Annotated in this window: 19 protein-coding genes and 1 riboswitch; of the genes, 7 read left to right on the top strand and 12 right to left on the bottom strand. The window is 39.3% G+C overall.

Annotated features, from left to right (window positions below; all coding sequences use genetic code 11):
• Positions 1-2,094 carry a phosphate acetyltransferase gene (gene pta / locus ACZ5V8_RS08845; RefSeq protein ID WP_464217486.1) on the top strand — a complete coding sequence of 698 codons (2,094 nt, stop codon included), beginning with the start codon at positions 1-3 and terminating at the stop codon, positions 2,092-2,094.
• Between the two features lie 327 nt (positions 2,095-2,421).
• On the opposite strand, the gene ACZ5V8_RS08850 is transcribed toward pta, so the two are convergent.
• From ACZ5V8_RS08850 to msbA, 6 genes are all read right to left on the bottom strand, one after another.
• Positions 2,422-2,895 (bottom strand): hydrogenase maturation protease, encoded by a 474-nt coding sequence (locus ACZ5V8_RS08850; RefSeq protein WP_464217487.1) that lies wholly within the window; start codon positions 2,893-2,895, stop codon positions 2,422-2,424.
• Positions 2,895-3,269: a type II toxin-antitoxin system PemK/MazF family toxin gene (locus ACZ5V8_RS08855; RefSeq protein ID WP_464217488.1), complete on the bottom strand. Its 375-nt coding sequence runs from the start codon at positions 3,267-3,269 to the stop codon at positions 2,895-2,897. Before ACZ5V8_RS08855 ends, ACZ5V8_RS08850 begins: the two co-directional genes overlap by 1 nt.
• Positions 3,238-3,441 carry a DUF2281 domain-containing protein gene (locus tag ACZ5V8_RS08860; RefSeq protein ID WP_440615469.1) on the bottom strand — a complete coding sequence of 68 codons (204 nt, stop codon included), beginning with the start codon at positions 3,439-3,441 and terminating at the stop codon, positions 3,238-3,240. The genes ACZ5V8_RS08855 and ACZ5V8_RS08860 overlap by 32 nt, the downstream gene beginning before the upstream one ends.
• A gap of 109 nt (positions 3,442-3,550) precedes the next feature.
• Complete coding sequence (locus ACZ5V8_RS08865) at positions 3,551-4,390, bottom strand: amidohydrolase family protein (RefSeq protein ID WP_464217489.1); 840 nt, start codon at positions 4,388-4,390, stop codon at positions 3,551-3,553.
• A gap of 321 nt (positions 4,391-4,711) precedes the next feature.
• Positions 4,712-5,734: a tetraacyldisaccharide 4'-kinase gene (gene lpxK / locus ACZ5V8_RS08870; RefSeq protein WP_464217490.1), complete on the bottom strand. Its 1,023-nt coding sequence runs from the start codon at positions 5,732-5,734 to the stop codon at positions 4,712-4,714.
• 10 nt (positions 5,735-5,744) lie between these two features.
• The gene (gene msbA, locus ACZ5V8_RS08875) at positions 5,745-7,505 is read right to left on the bottom strand and encodes a lipid A export permease/ATP-binding protein MsbA (protein WP_464217491.1); all 1,761 of its coding nucleotides are present in this window, start codon (positions 7,503-7,505) and stop codon (positions 5,745-5,747) included.
• A gap of 98 nt (positions 7,506-7,603) precedes the next feature.
• Here msbA and ACZ5V8_RS08880 point away from each other — a divergent pair, with 98 nt between their 5' ends.
• The 4 genes from ACZ5V8_RS08880 (at position 7,604) to yfaE (ending at position 13,048) form a co-directional block, all read left to right on the top strand.
• Positions 7,604-8,725: a multifunctional CCA tRNA nucleotidyl transferase/2'3'-cyclic phosphodiesterase/2'nucleotidase/phosphatase gene (locus ACZ5V8_RS08880; protein WP_464217492.1), complete on the top strand. Its 1,122-nt coding sequence runs from the start codon at positions 7,604-7,606 to the stop codon at positions 8,723-8,725.
• Between the two features lie 212 nt (positions 8,726-8,937).
• Positions 8,938-9,163: riboswitch (cobalamin riboswitch) on the top strand.
• A gap of 156 nt (positions 9,164-9,319) precedes the next feature.
• Complete coding sequence (gene nrdA, locus ACZ5V8_RS08885) at positions 9,320-11,608, top strand: class 1a ribonucleoside-diphosphate reductase subunit alpha (RefSeq protein WP_464217493.1); 2,289 nt, start codon at positions 9,320-9,322, stop codon at positions 11,606-11,608.
• 25 nt (positions 11,609-11,633) lie between these two features.
• Entirely contained in the window at positions 11,634-12,785 is a 1,152-nt protein-coding gene (nrdB, locus tag ACZ5V8_RS08890; RefSeq protein ID WP_464217494.1) for a class Ia ribonucleoside-diphosphate reductase subunit beta, read from the top strand.
• A 2-nt stretch (positions 12,786-12,787) separates the two neighbouring features.
• On the top strand, positions 12,788-13,048 hold the full coding sequence (gene yfaE, locus ACZ5V8_RS08895) for a class I ribonucleotide reductase maintenance protein YfaE (RefSeq protein ID WP_440615449.1): 261 nt from the start codon (positions 12,788-12,790) through the stop codon (positions 13,046-13,048).
• A 20-nt stretch (positions 13,049-13,068) separates the two neighbouring features.
• Here the strand turns inward: yfaE and ACZ5V8_RS08900 are convergent, their stop codons facing one another.
• The 5 genes from ACZ5V8_RS08900 to ACZ5V8_RS08920 all read right to left on the bottom strand — a co-directional run bounded on the left by ACZ5V8_RS08900 (position 13,069) and on the right by ACZ5V8_RS08920 (position 18,736).
• The gene (locus ACZ5V8_RS08900) at positions 13,069-14,571 is read right to left on the bottom strand and encodes an APC family permease (protein WP_464217495.1); all 1,503 of its coding nucleotides are present in this window, start codon (positions 14,569-14,571) and stop codon (positions 13,069-13,071) included.
• A 264-nt stretch (positions 14,572-14,835) separates the two neighbouring features.
• Positions 14,836-16,032 carry a BaiN/RdsA family NAD(P)/FAD-dependent oxidoreductase gene (locus tag ACZ5V8_RS08905; protein WP_464217496.1) on the bottom strand — a complete coding sequence of 399 codons (1,197 nt, stop codon included), beginning with the start codon at positions 16,030-16,032 and terminating at the stop codon, positions 14,836-14,838.
• Positions 16,032-17,180, bottom strand: a complete 1,149-nt coding sequence (gene nagA / locus ACZ5V8_RS08910) for an N-acetylglucosamine-6-phosphate deacetylase (RefSeq protein WP_464217497.1) — start codon at positions 17,178-17,180, stop codon at positions 16,032-16,034. The genes ACZ5V8_RS08905 and nagA overlap by 1 nt, the downstream gene beginning before the upstream one ends.
• Before the next feature lie 3 nt (positions 17,181-17,183).
• Positions 17,184-18,215 (bottom strand): SIS domain-containing protein, encoded by a 1,032-nt coding sequence (locus tag ACZ5V8_RS08915; protein WP_464217498.1) that lies wholly within the window; start codon positions 18,213-18,215, stop codon positions 17,184-17,186.
• A gap of 77 nt (positions 18,216-18,292) precedes the next feature.
• Positions 18,293-18,736, bottom strand: coding sequence for a ferritin-like domain-containing protein (locus ACZ5V8_RS08920; protein ID WP_464217499.1), 444 nt, complete (start codon positions 18,734-18,736; stop codon positions 18,293-18,295).
• A gap of 182 nt (positions 18,737-18,918) precedes the next feature.
• On the opposite strand from ACZ5V8_RS08920, the gene ACZ5V8_RS08925 reads away from it, so the two are divergent.
• The gene (locus ACZ5V8_RS08925; protein WP_464217500.1) at positions 18,919-19,608 is read left to right on the top strand and encodes a TerC family protein; all 690 of its coding nucleotides are present in this window, start codon (positions 18,919-18,921) and stop codon (positions 19,606-19,608) included.
• A gap of 297 nt (positions 19,609-19,905) precedes the next feature.
• Complete coding sequence (locus ACZ5V8_RS08930) at positions 19,906-20,847, top strand: LysR family transcriptional regulator (protein WP_440615443.1); 942 nt, start codon at positions 19,906-19,908, stop codon at positions 20,845-20,847.
• Here the strand turns inward: ACZ5V8_RS08930 and asd are convergent.
• A complete protein-coding gene (asd, locus tag ACZ5V8_RS08935) occupies positions 20,821-21,912 on the bottom strand; it encodes an aspartate-semialdehyde dehydrogenase (protein WP_464218732.1) in 1,092 nt (363 codons plus the stop codon). The two genes, ACZ5V8_RS08930 and asd, sit on opposite strands and share 27 nt — an antisense overlap.
• Between the last annotated feature and the right edge of the window lie 47 nt (positions 21,913-21,959).

Below are 21,959 nucleotides of genomic sequence, written 5' to 3' on the forward strand. Positions count from 1 at the left end.
ATGAGTCTACCAATCATACTATTACCCACTGGTCAAGGTGTTGGTTTATTTTCATTAAAACAAGGCTTAAGATATGCCCTTGAGCAACGTGGTTATCGCGTTAAGCTGTTTAATCCATTATTTGATGCTGAAATATCTTCTTCAGAAATTGAGCATTATTTTCAGCAAAACAAAATAAAAGACTTCTTTGAATACTTACTTAATATCTACGATAAAGTTAGTCAAAATAGTGATATCACCTTAATCGATGGCGTATTTATCAAAGAGCACAATCACAATCAGTTTGAATGGTTAAACGCTTACATCAATCTCTTTAATAAAACACTTATTCGCGCGTTTAACGCTAATGTTATTCTCATTGCACGCCAAGGATATAAGGCGCTAAAAGACCTTGAGATTCAACTAAAGCTATATCAACAGCAAATTCCCCAAGATGCACTCTTAGGCGCCATTGTTACTAAACTTAATGCACCTATTGACAGTGATGGCAAGAATCGCTTTAGTTTGTTAGATGAAGATATCAACAGTAGCGCACCAAGACTTACGCGATCAGATATTGAAGTATTAACTATATTTAGCAGTAATCATCTGAATTTACTCGGGGTGACGCATTGGCAAAACAATCTCACCTATCCACGTGTTATTGATATTGCCAATCGTTTAAATTTGAATGCTCTCTTTGACGGCTTTGATCTTGAACGCCGTGTGCATATCGTAACCATGTGCTCGCGTACCGTCGATCACGCATTAGACGAGATAAAGCCGGGGACATTAATCATCACGGCTGCTGATCGCAGTGATATTATCCTAGCAGTGACAGTTGCCGCACAAAAAGGCATTAAAATCGCCGGATTAATATTAACTGCCTTCTCACTTGCCAATCGTGCAGTACTTGATTTCTGTCTTGACGTTGCCAAACGCACATCTTTGCCTATTTTTGCGACTGAGAATAAAAGCATTAGCACCATTTTGAAATTAGCTGACATTGATTACAGTAGCATTCCTAAAGATGACACAACGCGTTTAAATTTATTGCGATCATCGATTGCCGAATGTATTGATGTTGATATGATTACACGCAAGCTCAGTGCAACACCGGCACCAACCAAACTATCGCCTCCGGCGTTTCGCCATTATCTGATCAAACGTGCCAGCGAAGTCAGCAAACGCATTATTCTACCCGAGGGCTTAGAGCCGCGCACAATTGAAGCTGCTATTTTCTGTAGTGAACGCAAGATTGCCACTTGTATCTTATTAGCAAAACGCGAAGATGTTATCGAAGTTGCCAAAAAGCAAGGACTAAACTTATCCGATAAAGTCATCACCATTGATCCCGATAGTATCAAGGCTCAGTATCTTAACCCGCTTATCGACGCTCGTAAACATAAAGGCATGACCGAAATTATGGCGCGTGGCGCACTCGAAGATAATGTGACCCTTGCGACCATGATGTTATATATGGCAGATGTTGACGGTTTAGTTGCGGGGGCTTTAAACACCACCGCACACACCATTTCACCGGCACTTAAAATCATTAAAACAAAATCTCAATGCTCGATTGTCTCTTCGGTATTTTTCATGTGCCTTGAAGATCAAGTACTTGTGTATGGTGATTGCGCAGTTAACCCTGATCCAACAGCAGAGCAATTGGCTGAGATTGCTATTCAAAGCGCTGAGTCTGCCTCAGCATTTGGCATTGATCCCAAAATTGCGATGATCAGTTATAGCACAGGTGACTCAGGTCATGGCGCCGATGTCGATAAAGTCAAATCTGCGACTGAATTGGTTAAGGCAAAACGACCTGACCTTATCGTTGATGGACCCTTACAATATGATGCTGCCACAACGCTTTCTGTTGCTCAAAAAAAGGCACCTCATAGTGTCGTTGCCGGATATGCCAATGTATTGATATTTCCTGATTTAAACACGGGTAACACAACCTATAAAGCCGTACAACGAAGTGCTGATGTATTAAGCATCGGTCCGGTATTACAAGGATTAAACAAACCGGTTAATGATCTCTCACGTGGGGCAACGGTCGATGATATTATTTACACCATTGCGATTACTGCGATTCAATCCAATCAACCTTAAGCTAAAATACCCATGAATTAATGGCGCTACCTTTAGGAGGATCACTAACCGTCCATGGCAACTTCGTACTGGATCCTCACGCCATCTTGCCTTACGGATGACAAATCAGAGGGTGTCATTGCGAGCATGGATGCGTGGCAATCCATTTTATCAGGGATGGTTAATTTAACTTCGTTACAAAGCCTATATTTACAAACTACTTCTTAAGGTAGTGCCATTAGCCCATAAATGTTTTAGGCAATAATCATATTTCATTGAACAACCGTTGGCTGAGCGTAAGTCGAAGCCTTTATAAGCATGCCATTCTCGGGCGTATGCAATACGCCCCTACGATTTAATCAACTGGGAAGTTATCATCTGCGCCATATTACTTACTGACTTTTTCACAGCATCCGATACAAGGTCATCCTTCACAAATAAACGCTGAACTTGTACACCATGAAACAACACATGATCTATCGGCATATTAAGCGCATCTGCCAATGCCAAAGATGGTGCGACACCAATATTATGAGAAGACAGAAATCCATTAAATTCAAGAATCTCACGCGACTGTAAAAAGAACTGCGCACCGGGCTCAACACCAGCATTCACTGCATCGATTAGAATAACTTGCGTATAATTCTTCTCTAAAAATCGTAATAAATTCAAACCTGGTCGATCGGCAATCTCAATATCAATATGTGAAGTTTGGTTGCTCTTAAGTATCTCTTTAATTTGCTCTGCCACTAACCAACCGAATTGATCATCTCCAAAAGGCGAGCCAATACCAAGAACAAGTGTTTTTTGTTTTCTCTTCATTATTTATCATCACTTGTCGAATCAAATAAATTTGACATGACTTCAAAAAGTTTTTTTTGATCTAATGCTGTTAAAGCACCCAGTTTCTTTAAAATGTTTTTTTGATCAATGGTTGCAATCAATGGTTTAAGCATTGATAATTTAGGCAGCCCTGCTTGTTGCCATTGAGATAATATACACTCACCATATCCAAGCGGCATTTTAATCTGACTTGTAATAGCCATCAAAATAATGTCTGGTCTTTTATATTGGTATGTTTTCTGACTTATCACCACTGCTGGGCGCTTTTTTGAAGATAATAAATTCGTAAAAGGGAATGGGACTAAAACAACATCACCAACATCATAGGTCATTATAGATTTCGTCTTCATCATTATCCCACACTTTTTGAAAGCTTGATTGTGACATCATTGTGAAATCTTTGCGCACTTTTTGCAAACTATCTTTTTGATGCAAAAAATCAATAAAATCCTCGACCTCCGTAAAATACTTCGCGGGTAAATGGTTTAGCTTCTGAGTGATTAAATCAATATGTTTTGACTGCATAACAACTCCATACAAACTTATTGTCTGTGTGAAATTATGGACTACATTTCAACAAACATCAAATTAAAGTATTAATGCAATGTGCTAGGCGATTACTTTTTATAAAAGCTTAAAATTGGTAAAACTCAAGTGCATTATCATAAAAAACTTCACCTTTACCCGCACATAACTGATGCACTATTTTAAACCATTCAAGCGGGTTATCGCCAAAACACACGGGATTATTTGAAGCATACATGAGTCTTTGGTAGCCAAAACAATCAATAGCATAGTCAATAATCGCTTGACTATGCGCCAATTGTCCTAACATTTGAAGTCCTGATAATTTCAGTGAAACATTCTCAATGTCTGATAAGACTCGCATACTTTGTTGCCATAGCTGACGCTGCCCATCATCACCCCATAATGGCAAACCACAATGTTCAATCGCCGTTTTAACGCATGATACCTTAAGGTGTGGCGCAAGATTTAATACCTGTCGTGGATACGCTTGACAATCAAAAATAAAATCATAATCCGCTAATATTTGCAAATTAGCTAACACATTGGGGTGAGTGGATAAATCTTGAGATTCAGGGCAGTAATCAACGCCTTGTTCATAAGCTAAAATATGACGGATGCCAACGACTTGCGGATATTGCTTAAGCTTATCTAACTTGGCAATAAACTGAGTTTTTGCTAATGTCATATCAACATAAGCAATATGTTTGATTTGAATCTCAGGGTATTTGTGCGCCACTGCCATCAACCATTTGATTTCAACCTCTGTGTCAATACGACTATCATGCGCTTCAATATGCACCGCACCATAGAGTTTATCATGCATTTTCTGTTGTAGGCTTTGAGGCAAGAAATCCTGCTTTAGTGCTTCATTTGATTGATTTAACACCCAACTATTTATATTTTGATTTAAGTCCCAAAAATGAACATGTGTATCGATAATCTGCAAAACTATACTCCATCATTTTTTTTCATTCTACATCGATCATAAGCCATTTTACAACGTTCACTGCCTCAAACTAATCGCTGTAACAACTTTGATACATGCCAATACGCCATTGAAACAGCAAATTATTTTTTTTCTGCTATTCTTGACAGCAGATACCCCCAGTAAACTAAAACCCAAGAGGTGAATATTATGAAATTATTTGATTTATACATTGACTACATCCGTCAAAGCAAAATTAACAATGACACAGCTCAACCGCAAATTTTCATGATCAAATAGGCAAAAGAAAACCCAAAATAATTGATCACACAAGTTTCTCTGTTAGAGTTTTCCTCCCTCCTTTCCCCTCTCTAGCAGAGAGAGTTTTTCGCTTAGCTCTTCAAAAAATTCTGCTTCAATTTCAGGCAATATCGCTAAATAATACCAATTATCTTTGGCAAAGCCTTGGCATTTTACCGCATCCTTATACGTCATAATCACAGGCTTTTCATCACCCACAGCTTTAAAATCTTCAAGTGTAAAGCTGTGATGATCTTTAAAAGGATATGCTTCAACTGTAAAGCCTAGACACTTTAAGCTATTAAAAAAGCGTTGTGGATTACCAATACCAGCCACAGCACAGCATGTACTCCCCACTGATTTTATTAATTGATCGATAGTAAACTGTTGACCAGTTGCCACGCTCACTAAATTTTGTGGCAATAACTGCATATCATATTGTGCTTGATTGCTTATACTCACCCTACCACCTCCGTTGATAATCATCATATCAACTTCTTTTAAACGTGTAATAGGCTCACGCAAAGGACCTGCAGGCAAGCACAGACCATTTCCAAATTGGCGCTGACCATCAATCACCGCAATTTCTATATCTCGATGCATCGCATAATGCTGCAAACCATCGTCACTAATAATGACGTCAATTGTCTTAAATTTCTGTTCAATATATTGAATTGCTTCAACACGCTTAGGAGAAATAACAATCGGAATATCTTGTAATAATTGGTGCAGCATAAAAGGTTCATCACCACAGATACTTGCTGTCGTTGTCTGATCAATCATAAAAGGATAATGTGTGGCTTTGCCACCATAGCCTCGGGTAATAACCGCCGGATGATAACCCTGTGCTTTTAAATACTGACAAATGGTCTGCACCACAGGTGTTTTACCCGTGCCACCAACAGCAATATTGCCAACAACAATTACTGGTGACTTACTGTTATAAGCATCTTTTTGTAGTTTGTTTCTGCGCTTCTTAGCAATGTATGAAAAAAGCCATGACAAGGGTGTCAAGATTATGGCGCGCCAAGTCTTATGCGCCGTGTACCAATCCTTTTGCATCATTTAGGACTCTTTAATGCAAAGATTGATGATAAAGCTGATAATATAAGCCGTTTTCATTTTGCAACAGGGCTTTGTGGCTGCCTATTTCAACAATTTCACCACCATCCATGACAACGATCTGATCAGCATGTTCAACGGTTGATAGTCTATGGGCAACAACAAAAGTCGTGCGATCCTTCATTAATCGCTCTAATGCCTGCTGGACGATGCGCTCAGACTCATTATCCAGTGCACTGGTGGCTTCATCTAAGATGAGTACTGGCGCATTTTTCAAAAGTGCTCTTGCGATTGCAACACGTTGGCGTTGCCCACCGGATAGGCTTAGACCATTTTGACCCACTTCGGTATATAAACCTTTAGGCAACTTCTCAATAAAATCCCAAGCATTGGCGGCTTTTGCTGCTTGAATGACTTCTTCTTCACTTACCTCTCCATCACGACCATAAGCAATATTATGAAATAATGTATCATCAAAGAGATTAACATGCTGCGACACCAGTGAAATATGACGACGCAAGTTTGCCAAAGTCAGTGACTGCATATCCTCATTATCTAGTAGAATTTGCCCCTTTGTTGGTTGGTAGAAGCGTGCTAACAAGTTCACCATCGTGGTTTTACCACCACCTGATCGCCCAACCAAGGCAATGGTTTGTCCAGGTTTTGCGATTAAATTGATATGCTTTAATACCATTTGCTGAGACTCTGGATAACCGAAGCTTAAGTCTTTAAACTCAACTTGTCCTTTGACATCAGTTAATTGCTTGGTACCCTTATCTTCTTCAGATTTGGCATCCAAGATCTCAAAAATATCCTCGGTTGCTGCAATGGCCTTTTGAATGGTTGAGTTAACATTAGTTAAGTTTTTAATTGGTTTTAAAATTGCCATCATCGATGCAAAAAAAGCAACAAAACCACCAGCATCAAGCCAACCACCTTCTTTTAAGCCATAAGTTGCAACAATAAACAAAATCACCGCGATAACAATCGCACCGATAAATTGAATAATCGGTGACGATAAGCCATCAAGCATTAACGTTTTGATTTGTTGGCGATAGGTGTAGCTTAGGTTGTGATCAAACTTTTGTAGTTGATATTTTTGCCCACCAAAGACGCGGATTTCTTTGTAATTAATCAAAGCTTCTTCAGCAAAATGTGTCACGGATCCCATTGCTGATTGGGTATTGCGGCTATAATGGCGAAACTTCTTACTAATCCACGTAATAAAAACTGCAAGAAAGGGAGCGACAACAATCACAGTGATCGACAGCTGCCAACTGGTCACCACCATCACAATAATTAGTCCAATCACAAAGGTGCCATCTTGTACCACAGTGATAATCGCTGAACCCGTGGCACTGGTGACCTGATCAACGTTATACAAAAGCTTGGAGAGCAATTTCCCTGATGAGGTTTTATCATAGTAATGTGCTGGCAAATCTAGAAACTTACCAAACATGCGCTTGCGAAAGCGATAAACGACTTGTGCGCCAAGCTTCCCCATAAAAAAAGATGATAAGAAAGAGCCAACGCCACGCAAAGTAAACAATAGTAAAAACACTAAAGCAATACCTTTCAAAAACTCGCCCCCGGTTGGCGTAAACCCTTTATTCAATAACGGTTTAATCAAATACATCGCATAGGCATCACACGCCGAATAGATAATACTGCCAATGACTGAGATAAGTAATAATGGCCATAAGGATCTGACTTCCCATAGTAATCTCTTATACAAACTATAGGTTTTCTTATTCGCATTTTCAGAAACTTGCATATTTTTATCTTTATTTTATTTAAGAAGCCAAATTGTCACAGAGTTTACCTAAATTTACTGATAACATAAAGAATAAGCTTACTTAAGCAGTCATAAACATGAAAACGTATTTAGTCGGTGGCGCTGTCCGCGATCAATTATTAGAGCTCCCAGTCAAAGATAATGATTGGCTTGTGGTTGATGCCAAACAATCAGATATGCTAAAGCTTGGATTTATTCAGGTAGGTAAAAAATTTCCGGTGTTCTTGCATCCTGAAACACATGAGGAATATGCACTAGCACGCACTGAGACAAAAACAGGTCGCGGCTATCAAGCCTTTACATTCAATATTGATGAAGTGTCATTGATTGAAGACTTAAAACGACGAGATCTGACCATTAATGCCATGGCAATCGATGAGAATGGACAATTACACGACCCTTTTAATGGTCAAGAGGATATTAAAAACAAAAAACTCCGCCATGTTAGTGAGGCTTTTTCTGAGGACCCCTTACGTGTGCTGCGTGTTGCCCGCTTTGCTGCCAAGCTTCATTACCTTGGGTTTACCATTGCTGATGAAACGTTGAAACTTATGCAAACCATTATTGCTAATAACGAGCTTGAAGCATTATCTCACGAGCGTATTTTACAGGAGTTTACGCGCGCCTTAGGCACAACAAACTTTGAGATTTTCTTATCAACATTACAACAGCTAGGTGCCTTCAAACACATTCTTAAACCATTACAAACATTACCTATAAGTAGACTTGAGCCATTATTGAATGCTACCAAATTGCAATGTACAAATAACGATATCTTATTTGCTTTATTATTGACGCCTTTAGAAAGCGAGCAGGCACTTTTAGATGTATTAAATGAACTTAAGCCACCAAAAACCACGCAAACACTCTGCCTTAAGGTTTATCGTTATCATCGTTTTTTTAGTCAATTACAACAACATTCCGAAAAAGAAATATTGCAAGCTTTAAAGTCCATTGATGCACTGCGCAATAAATCAGCTTTTAACGATTTTCAGATCGCACTAAGACACCTTTATCACAACGACCCTCATGCGATATCTAATATCTGTTTAGTAGATAAAATTCAGAATAGATTAACAGAATATGATTATGGTTTAGCACTAAAAGATATTCGCAATAAGCAAACAATCGCTAAAACGGTGATGAAGATACAGCTACAGCTAATCAGAGAAACAATCAATAGTAACTTACCAAATTAAGTAGAAATAAAACTTTCGCTTTTCCTCACTAAAAACGATAGAATCCGATCTTATACCGCGCGTAAATTATTTTGCGGTGTTCGGTGTCAAAGAAGTTTTTGATGCCTTTGAGCGATTGAATTGTAGGTAATAGCTTGGACTATTGGCAAAATTCAATCGCTCAAAGGCGCGAGAAATTCAACGACAGAAATGCTGTAAAATGGTTTATGGGCGGTATACACATCGCTAATGGTTTGCGCGAATTTGCGCAACGCAAGAGGGAATCTGGTGTAACTCCAGAGCTGGCCCGCAGCGGTAATTGGAAACGAACGATACACATTGATTCTTACTTTCTGGGAGTCATTGAAATGCACTGATTGAAACAATTGGGAAGCAGTATCTAGTAGGAGTGTAGATGCGTCCATAAGCCCGAATATCTGCCATTGGTTAATGAATTTATATGTTAAAAAAGCTTTCGTGGAACAAAGCGCACATATGGTAGAGATACTTGATATTGGTTAATAAACAACAAACCAATAGCAATACATTTCTTGCTAACTTATGTCCTTCTTCCCGATTGCTCAGTTCAAATTAATCGCGGATAGAGGATAAAAAATGAATGTAAATGTCACCAAACGCTCAGGACGTTTAGAACCTGTTAATCTGGATAAAATTCATCGTGTGATCACATGGGCTGCTGAAGGCTTAGAAAATGTCTCGGTTTCCCAAGTTGAGTTGCAATCACATATTCAGTTGTATGAAGGCATGAAAACAGCTGATATTCAGGCGATTATCATCAAAACCGCTGCTGATTTAATCTCTGAAGAAACCCCAGACTATCAGTATATGGCAGCGCGCTTAGCAATCTTTCATTTACGCAAATTAGCTTATGGCGAATTTGAACCACCGCATTTATATGATCATGTGCAAGCAATGGTTAAAGCAAATAAATACGACATGCATTTACTTGATGACTACACTCGTGCTGAGTTTGAGCAAATGAATACACATATCGATCATTGGCGTGATATGAACTTCACCTATGCTGCGGTGAATCAAATGCAAGGCAAGTATCTGGTGCAAAATCGCGTCACTGGCAAGATTTACGAGACGCCACAAATGCTTTACATGCTTGTCAGTGCTTGTCTATTTTCACAACATGACAAGCAGACACGCATGCAATATGTACTTGATTTTTATGATGCGATTAGTCAATTTAAGTTGTCTTTACCCACCCCAATTATGGCAGGGGTACGCACACCAACACGACAATTTAGCTCATGTGTGTTGATTGATACTGATGATAGTTTAGATTCAATCAATGCTTCTGCATCTGCGATTGTCAAATATGTCTCACAACGCGCTGGCATTGGCATTAATGCCGGCAAAATTCGTGCATTAGGTAGCGAGATTCGCCAAGGCGAAGCGCTACACACTGGCTGCATCCCATTTTATAAATATTTCCAAACCGCAGTGAAATCATGTTCACAAGGGGGTGTGCGTGGTGGAGCGGCTACCTTGTTTTATCCACTGTGGCATTTAGAGGTTGAATCTCTCTTGGTGCTTAAAAATAACCGTGGTGTCGAGGATAACCGCATCCGCCACTTAGACTATGGTGTGCAGATCAACCGTTTGATGTATCAACGATTGATTGAGCAAAAAGATATAACACTATTTAGCCCTAGCGATGTACCGGGTTTATATGATGCTTTTTTTGCTGATCAAAATCAGTTTGAGAAGCTTTATATCACTGCAGAAAACACGCCAAACATCCGCAAAAAAACACTTAAAGCAAATGAGCTTTTCGCACTTGTTATGCAGGAGCGCGCACAAACGGGTCGTATTTATATTCAAAACGTTGATCACTGTAATACGCATTCAGCATTTAATGCACAGCTTGCTCCAATTAAACAATCTAATCTATGCATGGAGATCACTCTCCCTACCAAGCCTTTAGCACATATTTTTGATGACAAAGGTGAAATTGCACTGTGCACTTTATCCGCATTCAATTTAGGAGCACTTGATTCGCTTAATGAACTTGAGTATTTATCGACTTTAATTGTTAGCGCTTTAGATCATCTATTGGATTATCAAAACTATCCGTTAACATCAGCAGAGATTCCCGCAAAAGCGCGTCGTAGTTTAGGTGTAGGTGTTATTAACTTCGCCTATTACTTGGCTAAAAACCATGTTAAATACAGCGATGGCAGTGCCAATAAATTAACACACCAAACCTTTGAAGCTATTCAATATTATCTGCTTAAAGCGTCTAACCAGTTGGCACAAGAGAAAGGTGCTTGTAAATACTTCAATGAAACAAGCTACGCCCAAGGCTTATTACCGATTGATCATTACAAAAAAAGCATCGATGAGTTTGCTGACTTTTCACTGCAATATGATTGGGAAGCCTTGCGTCAAAGCATTCAACAACATGGTTTACGCAACTCAACCTTAAGTGCAATCATGCCATCGGAAACCTCATCGCAAATATCCAATGCCACTAACGGTATTGAGCCACCACGAGGGCTTGTTTCGATCAAACAAAGTAAAGATGGTGTATTAAAGCAAGTTGTCCCTGAGATTCAACACTTAAAATCTCACTATGAACTATTATGGCAAATGCCGAATAATATTGGTTATTTGCAGCTTTGCGCGATCATTCAGAAGTTTATCGATCAATCAATTTCAGCCAACACCAACTATGATCCACTTAAATTTAATGATCATAAAGTGCCAATGCAAACATTGATGTCTGATTTATTAATCGCTTATAAATATGGCTTAAAAACACTTTATTATCACAATACACGTGATCACGCCAAAGAAAGCAAAGCAGCAACTAATCATGCTGTGGAAATAGCCGATATCGATGAATGTGAATCAGGCGCTTGTAAAATATAATGCTTAACAAGGATAACAAACTAATATGACACAGAGTTACCATTATTCGACCTTTCAAACAGCCTCAAACAATCAACTACATGAGCCGATGTTTTTTGGTACATCGGTCAATGTCTCACGCTTTGATCAGCAAAAGCATCCGATTTTTGAACGCTTAATTGAAAAACAGCTGTCTTTTTTCTGGCGCCCTGAAGAGGTTGATTTAAGTCGCGATCGCGTTGACTTTCAAAAGTTCAACGCCATTGAGAAACATATTTTCTTATCTAACCTACAGTATCAAACCTTGCTAGATTCAGTACAAGGACGTAGTCCAAATATTGCCTTTTTACCATTAGTGTCGTTACCTGAGCTTGAAACATGGATTGAAACCTGGAGTTTTTTTGAAACCATTCATAGCCGCTCTTATACACATATGGTGCGCTCACTGATGGATGATCCAAGCCCTGTATTTAATGGAATTGTTGATAACCCTGAGATCAGAAAGCGCGCACAAAACATTACTCATTATTACGATCAACTAATTCTGCAAACACAACTGTTACAAACACAAGGCACTGGCAGCTATAACATTGATGGTCAAACGATTGAAGTAAGTCAACACAGCATTAAAAAAGCACTTTACTTGGCTCTGCATGCTGTTAACGCTCTTGAGGCTATCCGCTTTTATGTCAGTTTTGCCTGCACGTTTGCCTTTTCTGAGCAGAAGAAACTTGAAGGATGTGGCAAAATTATGAAACTGATTGCGCGCGATGAATCCGTGCATTTAACGAGCACACAACACATGATCAACATCATTCTTGCGGGCAAAGATGGCGATCTGGAGTTAACTGAGATTGCGCATAGTCTGCATGATCAAGCTCAAGCCATTTTTAAGGAAGCCATCGAGCAGGAAAAAGCTTGGGCAAAGTATTTATTCTCACAAGGCTCTATCTTGGGATTAAATGAACAGATTCTTTGCCAATATATTGATTATTTAGCCAAAGAGCGTATGCAAGCCGTCGGACTAAATACCGATGATATTGCCTCCCCCAAAGGCAATCCAATACCGTGGATTAATCATTATCTTAACTCAGATAACGTCCAAGTCGCCCCCCAAGAAACGGAGATTAGCTCGTACCTTGTCGGACAAATCGATAGTAACGTTGCCGATAATGCCTTTAGTGACTTTGAACTATAACAATGATTCAGATCAAACTTAATCATAAGATTATAACGATTAACAATAATGAATTAACGATACTCGAATGGCTTGAGCAACAGGGCATTGCTGCTAACTTTCAATGTCGTAACGGTGTTTGTGGTACCTGTCGCTGTCAACTGATCTTAGGAGATATTCAATATACCAAAGAGCCACTTGCTTTTGTTAAAGAAGATGAAGTACTCATTTGTATTGCAAAAGGGATAAACCACATGGCAGAGGGATTAAACGCCGCAAAATGATTATGATGGGTATGGCGATACTAATCTTCGATAACTCGATTTAAATCACCATGCTCTTTACACATAGCAACATAAGACTTAGTTGTAATTAAAATATAAAAAATGACAGATACGACCGCAACAAACCAGATATTTGGCACGATATACAGCAACCATAGGTAAGCAATAAATGGCAGAATAAACAATAATAGTTTTTGCACGCCAACTTTGTGCTGTACGAAAGCATAGATAATTAACAAAATAGTTAATGAGCCATTGACCAATAGTAAATCATGACTTGGAATCGTAAGCATAATAAGTCCTAAAACAACAAAGACAACTAACCCTAACCAACGTGTTTTAGGCGCAATTGCCCCCATACTAATGGGAGCCGCCATATATCCAACAACGTGATAACCAGTTACCACAACCATCAACGCTGCCCAGCTCTCGGCATTAAATAACACAATCGCTGCTAACACCCAGTTAATCATCATTGAGCGCTTTGAAAAGTTGTATACCGGATCAAGCTTCGCAATCCAACGTGGCATTTGTCCTTCTGCTGACATTGCGTAAAGCATACGTGATGAAGCGCCAAGATAGGTGTATCCCGTGCCAGATGGACTCACCACACTATCAGCCAATAACAAAATAGCTAAGAAATTCAAACCTAACAACATGGCTAAATTCAATAATGGTGATGAGAAATTCATTCCTTGCCAACCACCATTTTTAACCAAAAGCTCATGCGGAACCGCTGCCATAAACGCATACTGTAAGCCCATATAGACAATTAAAATAATAACTATCGACAAGATAATAGACAACGGCACATTACGCTTTGGATTTTTAATCTCACTGGCGAACGAAACACTGATCTGAAAGCCATTAAATGAATAAATTAATCCCGCACCAATAATTGCCATCACCGCACTGCTAAAGCCATAATCACTATTGGTGGGTAAATTAAAGTTATTACTTAAGCCTGAATGATCAAATGCGGCAATCAAAAAAACAACGATTGCAAACAATGGGGTGAAAACCTTAAGCACGGTAACGACATTGTTCACTCGTGTTAACAACTTGATGCCGTAAAAGTTCACTATCAAGTAGACAAATAAAATACCTAAAGCTAAAAACTTACCACCATAAGTGAGCACGTGATTCTGCATCAATGCATCAGAGCCAATGGCTGCTGACAAGTACTGTGTTGTTGCTTGTGCTTCAGTGGCAATCACCACCATGATGCCAAACCAGTTAGCAAATGCAAACGGCATACCAAAGATACCATTGTGTGACAACGCACTTGATCGTGTCGTGGCACCGCGCACTGGATAAACAGCAACAACCTTTGCCAAACATAAGCCAACTAATAAGACTAAAACAGCGGCTAGAACCCATGCAAGAAACGCCCAGTTACCTGCAATTTTTGCAGTTAATTGTGCACTAAAAAGCCAACCTGAACCAACCATGCACGTAGCACTTAACAAGGTTGCACTTAATAGTGATACGCCTGATTTTTTTGGTGTGAACTCTGCTCCCATATTCCTCTTCCCTCTTTAAATTCTATTATTTATATTACTTGTTTACCGTATAAATATCACAGTGCCGCAAACCGCCTTTAATGGGCAACTATCATAGATATATGTCTAAAAATACAGCATTATTTTCTTCAAACACATGCCGCCCAAGACGACAGACTATAGCGGCATTTTTAAAGCTTGTAAATATGTAACAATATATATCAGGTAAAGAAATGATTATGTAATGATTGCATTTAAACCAATTTGGTTACTTATAGATCAATTTTATACAAATTGACCCGCTGCCCACCCTGAGGCCCATGCCCATTGAAAATTATACCCACCAAGCCATCCAGCGATATCAACGACTTCACCAATAAAATAAAGTCCTTTAACTTTGTGAGATTCCATTGTTTTTGAAGAGAGTTCATCACAACTCACTCCACCTTTGGTGACCTCAGCGGTACGATAGCCTTCCGTACCACACGGTTTTATTTGCCATGATTGTAAGCATTGCATCATCTGCTCAATCTCACTATTAGCAAGATCAGCAAGCTTTTTATTAAGTAACGACTCACCCACAAACAATAACAACAGTCTTTTAGGTAAGTAATTTTCTAATAGTGATTTTAAGAGTGTACCACCTTGTGATTTTTTGTGCACATGAAGCAATTCACTTAATGAGTTTATTTCTGGTAATAAGTTGATGTGCAAATATTCTCCCAACTGCCAATAGGATGAGATCTGCAGCATCACAGGTCCACTTAAGCCACGATGCGTAAACAGTAAATTCTCACGAAAGCTTTGTTCGTTACAACTTACCTTAGCTAATACAGAAACACCCGAGAGCTCGGCATATTTCAATTTATCATGCTCACCAAGCACAAAGGGTACTAATGCTGCTGAGGTTGGCAACACTTGAAGACCAAACTGGCGCGCGATCTCATAGCCAAAGCCTGTGGCTCCCATTGTTGGGATTGAGAGCCCCCCTGTCGCAATAACAACAGATTGCGCATGATAATCACCTGCTGTTGTTCTAACATCAAACCTAGAATTGATTATTGCATCTTGATCACATTGGCGAACCTGATTAACCGTCGTATTAAGTTTAATTTCAACCTGATATTTGCGGCATTCATTTAGCAGGATATCAACGATCTCATGTGACTTTCCGTCACAGAAAAGCTGCCCTAACGTTTTCTCATGATAATTTAACTGGTAAGAGTCAACCAGTGCAATAAAGTCCCACTGCGTATAGCGTGTTAAGGCAGACTTACAAAAATGCGGATTTTGTGATAAGAAACGCGTCGGCTCAACATAATAATTCGTAAAATTACAGCGCCCGCCACCTGACATGAGTATCTTTTTACCGACCTTATTAGCGTGATCAAGAACCAACGCTTTGCGCCCTCTTTTCGCCGCTTCAATGGCACACATAAGCCCTGAGGCACCCGCCCCAATAACAATAACATCTACTTTCATTATGATGCTTTAAATACTTGCTTGATCTGAAAATGTTTATCAACAACGACCAAATCAGCATCAGCCCCTTTTTTGATATTACCTTTATCATGATGCATATTAAGACTCTTTGCCGCATTATAGCTCGTCATTTTAACAATTTCCAGCAAACTGCAATCACTATAGGTGAGCATGTTTTTTAATGCATTATTCATCGTCAGCACACTACCGGCTAATACGCCATTTTCTAGCCGTGCTTCATTATTTTTAACAATCACTTTCTGCCCACCAAGGTTAAATACACCCTCACCATGGGCTTGTGCTGACATCGCATCAGTAACCAAAAGGATGCCATCAGCTCCTTTAACGCGATAAACCATATCAACGATTTCAGGTGCTAGATGCACACCATCAACAATCAGCTCGGCAACGACCTTCTCTGACATTAATAAAGCCGTTGCAGCTCCTGGTTTTCGATGATCGATTCCACTCATTGCATTAAATAAATGTGTTGCTTGTGAGCAGCCTCGATCAATTGCCGTTAATGCTTGCTTTGCTGTGCAATTGGTGTGCCCAATGGAAGCGATAACTTGCTCATTGACACACCAATCAATCACATGATTAGCACCTAACATCTCCGGTGCAAGCGTGATTTTTTTAACAAGGTTATTTGCCTTTTGCTGCCAGCTCTTAAGCTTAGCAATCGAAGACTCCTGCAAAAACTCAGGATTCTGCGCACCGATTTTATCCGGTGAAATAAAAGGACCCTCTAGATGCACACCTAAGATATTGGCGAAGTGCCGCCCATGTGCATGCGCCTTATTAAAGTCAGCAACATTATTCAGTGCCTTACTAATTGCTGTTTCAGTTTGGGTCATTGTGGTTGCCAAAAACGAGGTGACACCTTGTCGGTATAAAGATGATGTAATCATTTTTAAGGATTCGATCTCACCATCCATCACATCACAACCACAACTGCCGTGAATATGTGTATCGATAAATCCCGGAATCACTCTATCACTTTGGCTATATTCCACTACAGGTAAATGTGAAAAATCTGGGAGTGGCTCACCAACGGCCATGATTTTGCCACACTCAACGGCAATTTCACCTTCTAGGACAGCATCTTTAGTGACAATTTGGGCACCCGTTATTCGATAACTTTGCATCCTTTACACCGTCTGTGTCACTTTATTGAGATTCTCTGGCTGATCTGGATTTAAACCACGTGCCGTAGCAAGCTTTGCTGCCATGGTGTAAAAGCTCTGAATCAATAAAATTGGATCCAATAATGGATGCAAGCTTTTGGTTGTCTTAAGATTATGCGTCGTATCAACATGTGGTGATCCAGGCATTGCAAACATCACATTAGCACCCATTTGATGCATTTTCTGTGCTAATTCAATTGTGCCTTTAGCGGATGCATCATTTTGTGCAAAAACCAAAGCTGGAAATGTTTTTTTAATCAAAGCAAATGGACCATGCAATACTTCAGCCGAACTAAATGGCTCGGAATGTAAGCATGCCGTTTCTTTAAGTTTCAAAGCTGCTTCTTGAGCAATTGCATAGCCATAGCCGCGTCCAATGACATAGGCATCTTGTTCATCTTTTAACGTGTCAATCACCACTTGCCAATCAAGATTTGCCGCTAGTGACAAATATTCAGGCAACGCCTTAAGCGCTTCTTGCAACACCTTATCTTCCGTATAAATAGCGATAAATTGTGCCAACGCGGTCAACGCACAAATATAGCTTTTGGTTGCAGCAACGGCTTTTTCTTCTCCTGCTAAAAGAGGAACCACAAAACGCGCAGCATGCGCCAACGGTGAATCTTTGACATTAACTAAGGCAACAGTGGTTGCTTGATCTTTCACGCTTAGGAATGATTGAACTAAATCAGGGCTTTTACCAGATTGCGAAACACCTAGAAACAAGCTATTTGTCACAGTTGTTTGACTTTGATAGATCGTATAAATAGACGGCGCAATCGATGCGGTGATTAGTCCCATTTTGCTTTCTAATAAATACTTGGCATAAGTTGCTGCATGATCCGAGCTGCCACGGGCAACGGTTGCTGCAAATGCCGGCTGATGTGCTTTAAGATAAGCGCACACTTCTTGCCAAATCTTTGCATTATATTGTAATTGCTCGGCAACTTTAAAAGGCGCTGATAACGCCTCTTGATACATAATAGTTTCAGACATAAATGGTTCCACAGGTAATGCGTGAAACCATTGTAGCAAGTTAAATAAAGACAGCAATCACTTATCTAAGTTATCTTCTAAAATGGTTTTTTAAGCATCTTTTCAACTTCACCAATATGTGTCTCTTCTTCAACAATCAAACCACGCGCATATTCTTCTAAAATGATGGAGTTTGCTTCTTCTGCTAACGCTAGAAGCTCACGATATAGTTTTAACGCACCGTGCTCATGCTCCAAACTTTCCGTTAAAATTTCATCGATATTATGCTTATGTGTTTCGGTTAAAGGTGCGATTTTAAGTGATGGATGCTCACCGAAATGGGTGATCATCTCACCAGCTTGCGTTGCATGTGTTAAGCTCTCTTGGGCTTGTGCACGCATCCAACTGACAATTGGGATTCTACCGTGACCAATAATCATTAATGAATAATGCGTATAACGAACAACACCGGCCATCTCATGTTCAAGAATTGCATTTAAGGCATGAAAAATTTTATCCTTTTTTGCAGCAACTAATTCCATTATATTTCTCCTGTATATCGAATTTGTATTTTTGTATTCTTGCGCTTTCAAAGTCTGCCACAAGCCAACTGCTAAACACAAGTTAAAATAATTTAAAAAATAATTGCCATAGCAAGTTTACATTTAAAGCCATATTCATTTATCATTTATGCCGTCATTATACATTTAAGAGGATACCTAGATTGGACGTTCCGCTGGAACTTATTACAAGCTTTTTAACTATCACCGCACTTGAGACTATTTTAGCGATTGATAATTTACTGTTTATTTATCTTGTGACTGCCAAGCTTCCCGTTTACCAGCAACGTAAGGCGCAAATTACTGCCATTTCATTGGCAGCAGTGATGCGTATCGTCTCATTGCTATTTATTAGCTTCATCATGCAATGGACAGTGCCGGTTTTTTCCATTTTTGGTAATGGCATTAGCATCAAAGATATGATTTTAATCATCGGTGGATTGTTCTTGTTGTGTAAAGCATTGCACGAAATCTACCTGTTATACCGCCCCAAAACCGTCTCAACACAGATTGCCAAAAACATGTTAAGCGCGATTGCCCAGATTATTTTAATCGATGCGGTTTTTTCAATCGATAGTGTGATCACTGCGATTGGCTTAAGTAACAACCTTTATGTAATTGCCGCATCTATTTTAGCCTCATGTGCCATCATGCTATTAGCTTCACAATTTTTAATTAAATTAACACATTCACTACAACTGAAATTAATTGCCTTGACTTCACTTATTCTTATAGGCTTGATGTTAATGGCAGCAGGCATAGACATCGTGATCGACAAATCATACCTCTTGGTAGCTCTTGGATTCTCTATTGTTATTTTCATTTTTCAAACATCACTTAAAAAAAGAACCTAAGTCAAAAACCTATAAATTTATCTTATATCTCTGCAATGCATGCGTTGATATCTTATGGTTAATCAGAAATCAACGGCTTGCATTAAGCATTTAAACCCTATAGTATTAGCTACCGTAGGTGACAGGAAAAACAAGCAGTAGCGCACTCCCCCTAGCGTGATTCACATGGATGTTTTCTGACTTGCTGCACCTACACAGCCCTAAACATCTCTCCATAAAAACACTCAATGACATTAGTTTAAAAGCTATTTATAATGCATTTACACCACAAGTTTAGCTCAGTATAGATCAATCAAAATGGCGTATAACTTAACCTACAAACAAATTCAAATATTTTTGCAAGTAGTTGAAACAGAAAACCTAACTGAAGCAGCCAACTTACTCCACTTAACACAACCTGCTGTCACCAAACAAATCAAAAGTTTAGAAATGGACGTTGGCAAGAAGCTTTTTTATTTTAATGGTCGCAAATCGCTATTAACCGCTGAAGGGGAGAGCTTTCTGCCCTATGCCCGCGAAATTCAAGCTTCATTTAAAAAATTGCTATATCATCTATCACATGAGAACAAAGACTATAAATTAAACCTTGTTGTCTCACCCATTTATGATGAGTGGATTATCCAGATATTAAAGCAAGTAAAAAAATCACACCCTAAACTAAATTATAATATTAACTTTACAACACTTGATTACACCGCATTGTATGAGCGTTATGATGGTGATTTAATTATTGCCTCACGTGATATTATGGATAAGAAATATTACAATGAAAAAGTCTGCAATTTAGAAAACTCTCTAGTATGCTCAAGCGATAATCATGAATTATTGAATAGCTTAAGCATTGACAATATCTTCAAACAAACCTTTATCACCCTTAAACTGCAATCGCTACTTTATGAGCAAACCATCAAATCCGTCCCCAAGAACACCGATATCTCGATCTTTTCAAATGCACAAGTTGCCAAAAAAGCCATTGTTGCCAATTTAGGTATCGGCTGGTTGCCTGACTTTATCTTGCAAAAGGAAATTAAAGATGGTCGCTTGGTTCGTATTGTTGATGCATTAAAAGCCAAGGGTGCCACTACTAATGACTTACAAAAAGTGACGATGAAAGGATTTACTGCCTACTTAGCCTATCACTTAGATAAGCCGATCAACAAGGTAATGCGTGAATTTATTCAAGCGCTGTTTGAATTATCAACCTCTGCCAATTTAAATGTGGGCAAGACAAATATTTAACATTCTTCTTAAAGGCTCAGCCGCCCCCCACAACAGTTGATCGCCCACAGTAAAAAGCTGAATATGTCGATCTGAAAGATTAGTCTTTTTCAAGCGTCCCACCGCAATATCCAAGGTGTTACTCACTGCCATCGGTGTTAGGTGCTTCGCAGTTTGCTTAGGATCATTGTCAACAAAACGCACCCATTCATTTGCACTTTTGAGTTTTTGCTCTACTTCTTTCAAATCAATCGATTGTTTAAGTTCAATCGTCAGCGCTTGACTATGCGCTCTCAACACAGGAACACGTACACAAATGCCATCAATTGGTAAGGTTGATGGTCGCTGTAGAATCTTGTTCATTTCTGCTTGCGCTTTCCACTCTTCCTTGCTTTGACCATTGGCTAATGGCGCATCAATAAATGGTAGAATATTATATGCCATCGGGGTCAAGAACTCCGTACATGGAAAATCATTTGCATTGATTCTAGTGTGAATCTCACGCTCAAGCTTGAGACTATCTGTCACATCAACATTATTAGCTAAAGACATTTGCTTAACTAGCTCAATCATTGCCTTGGCACCAGCACCAGAAACTGCCTGATAGCTCATAACTGAAATCCAACTAATGAGATCTTCTTGAAGCAAGCCTTGAATTGCTAACATCATCAAACTCACGGTGCAGTTACCACCGACAAAATTTTTAACTCCACTTGCTAAAGCGCGATCAATCACATCACGATTGATCGGATCCAATACAATCACACTATCCTCATCCATGCGTAGATGTGAAGCCGCATCAATCCAATACCCCTGCCAACCATTGTCTCTCAGTTTAGGTAGCATTTGGGCGGTATAATCACTGCCTTGGCATGTCACGATAATTTCCATTTGCATCAAGCTATCGATGGCATAGGCATCTTGTAATCGTTGAACGCCAACACCAAGTATGTTCACTTGTTGCCCTTTTTGTGATGTGCTAAAGAAGACAGGATTTAATGACGCAAAGTCATTATTTTCATGCATGCGTTCAAGCAATACTGACCCAACCATACCACGCCAACCGATAAAGCCAACTTGCTTTATTTTTTTCATTTGAGTCATATCCCCTTCTCCAACTCTATCTATTTCTG

This window comes from Cysteiniphilum sp. GTC20157 (assembly GCF_055396795.1).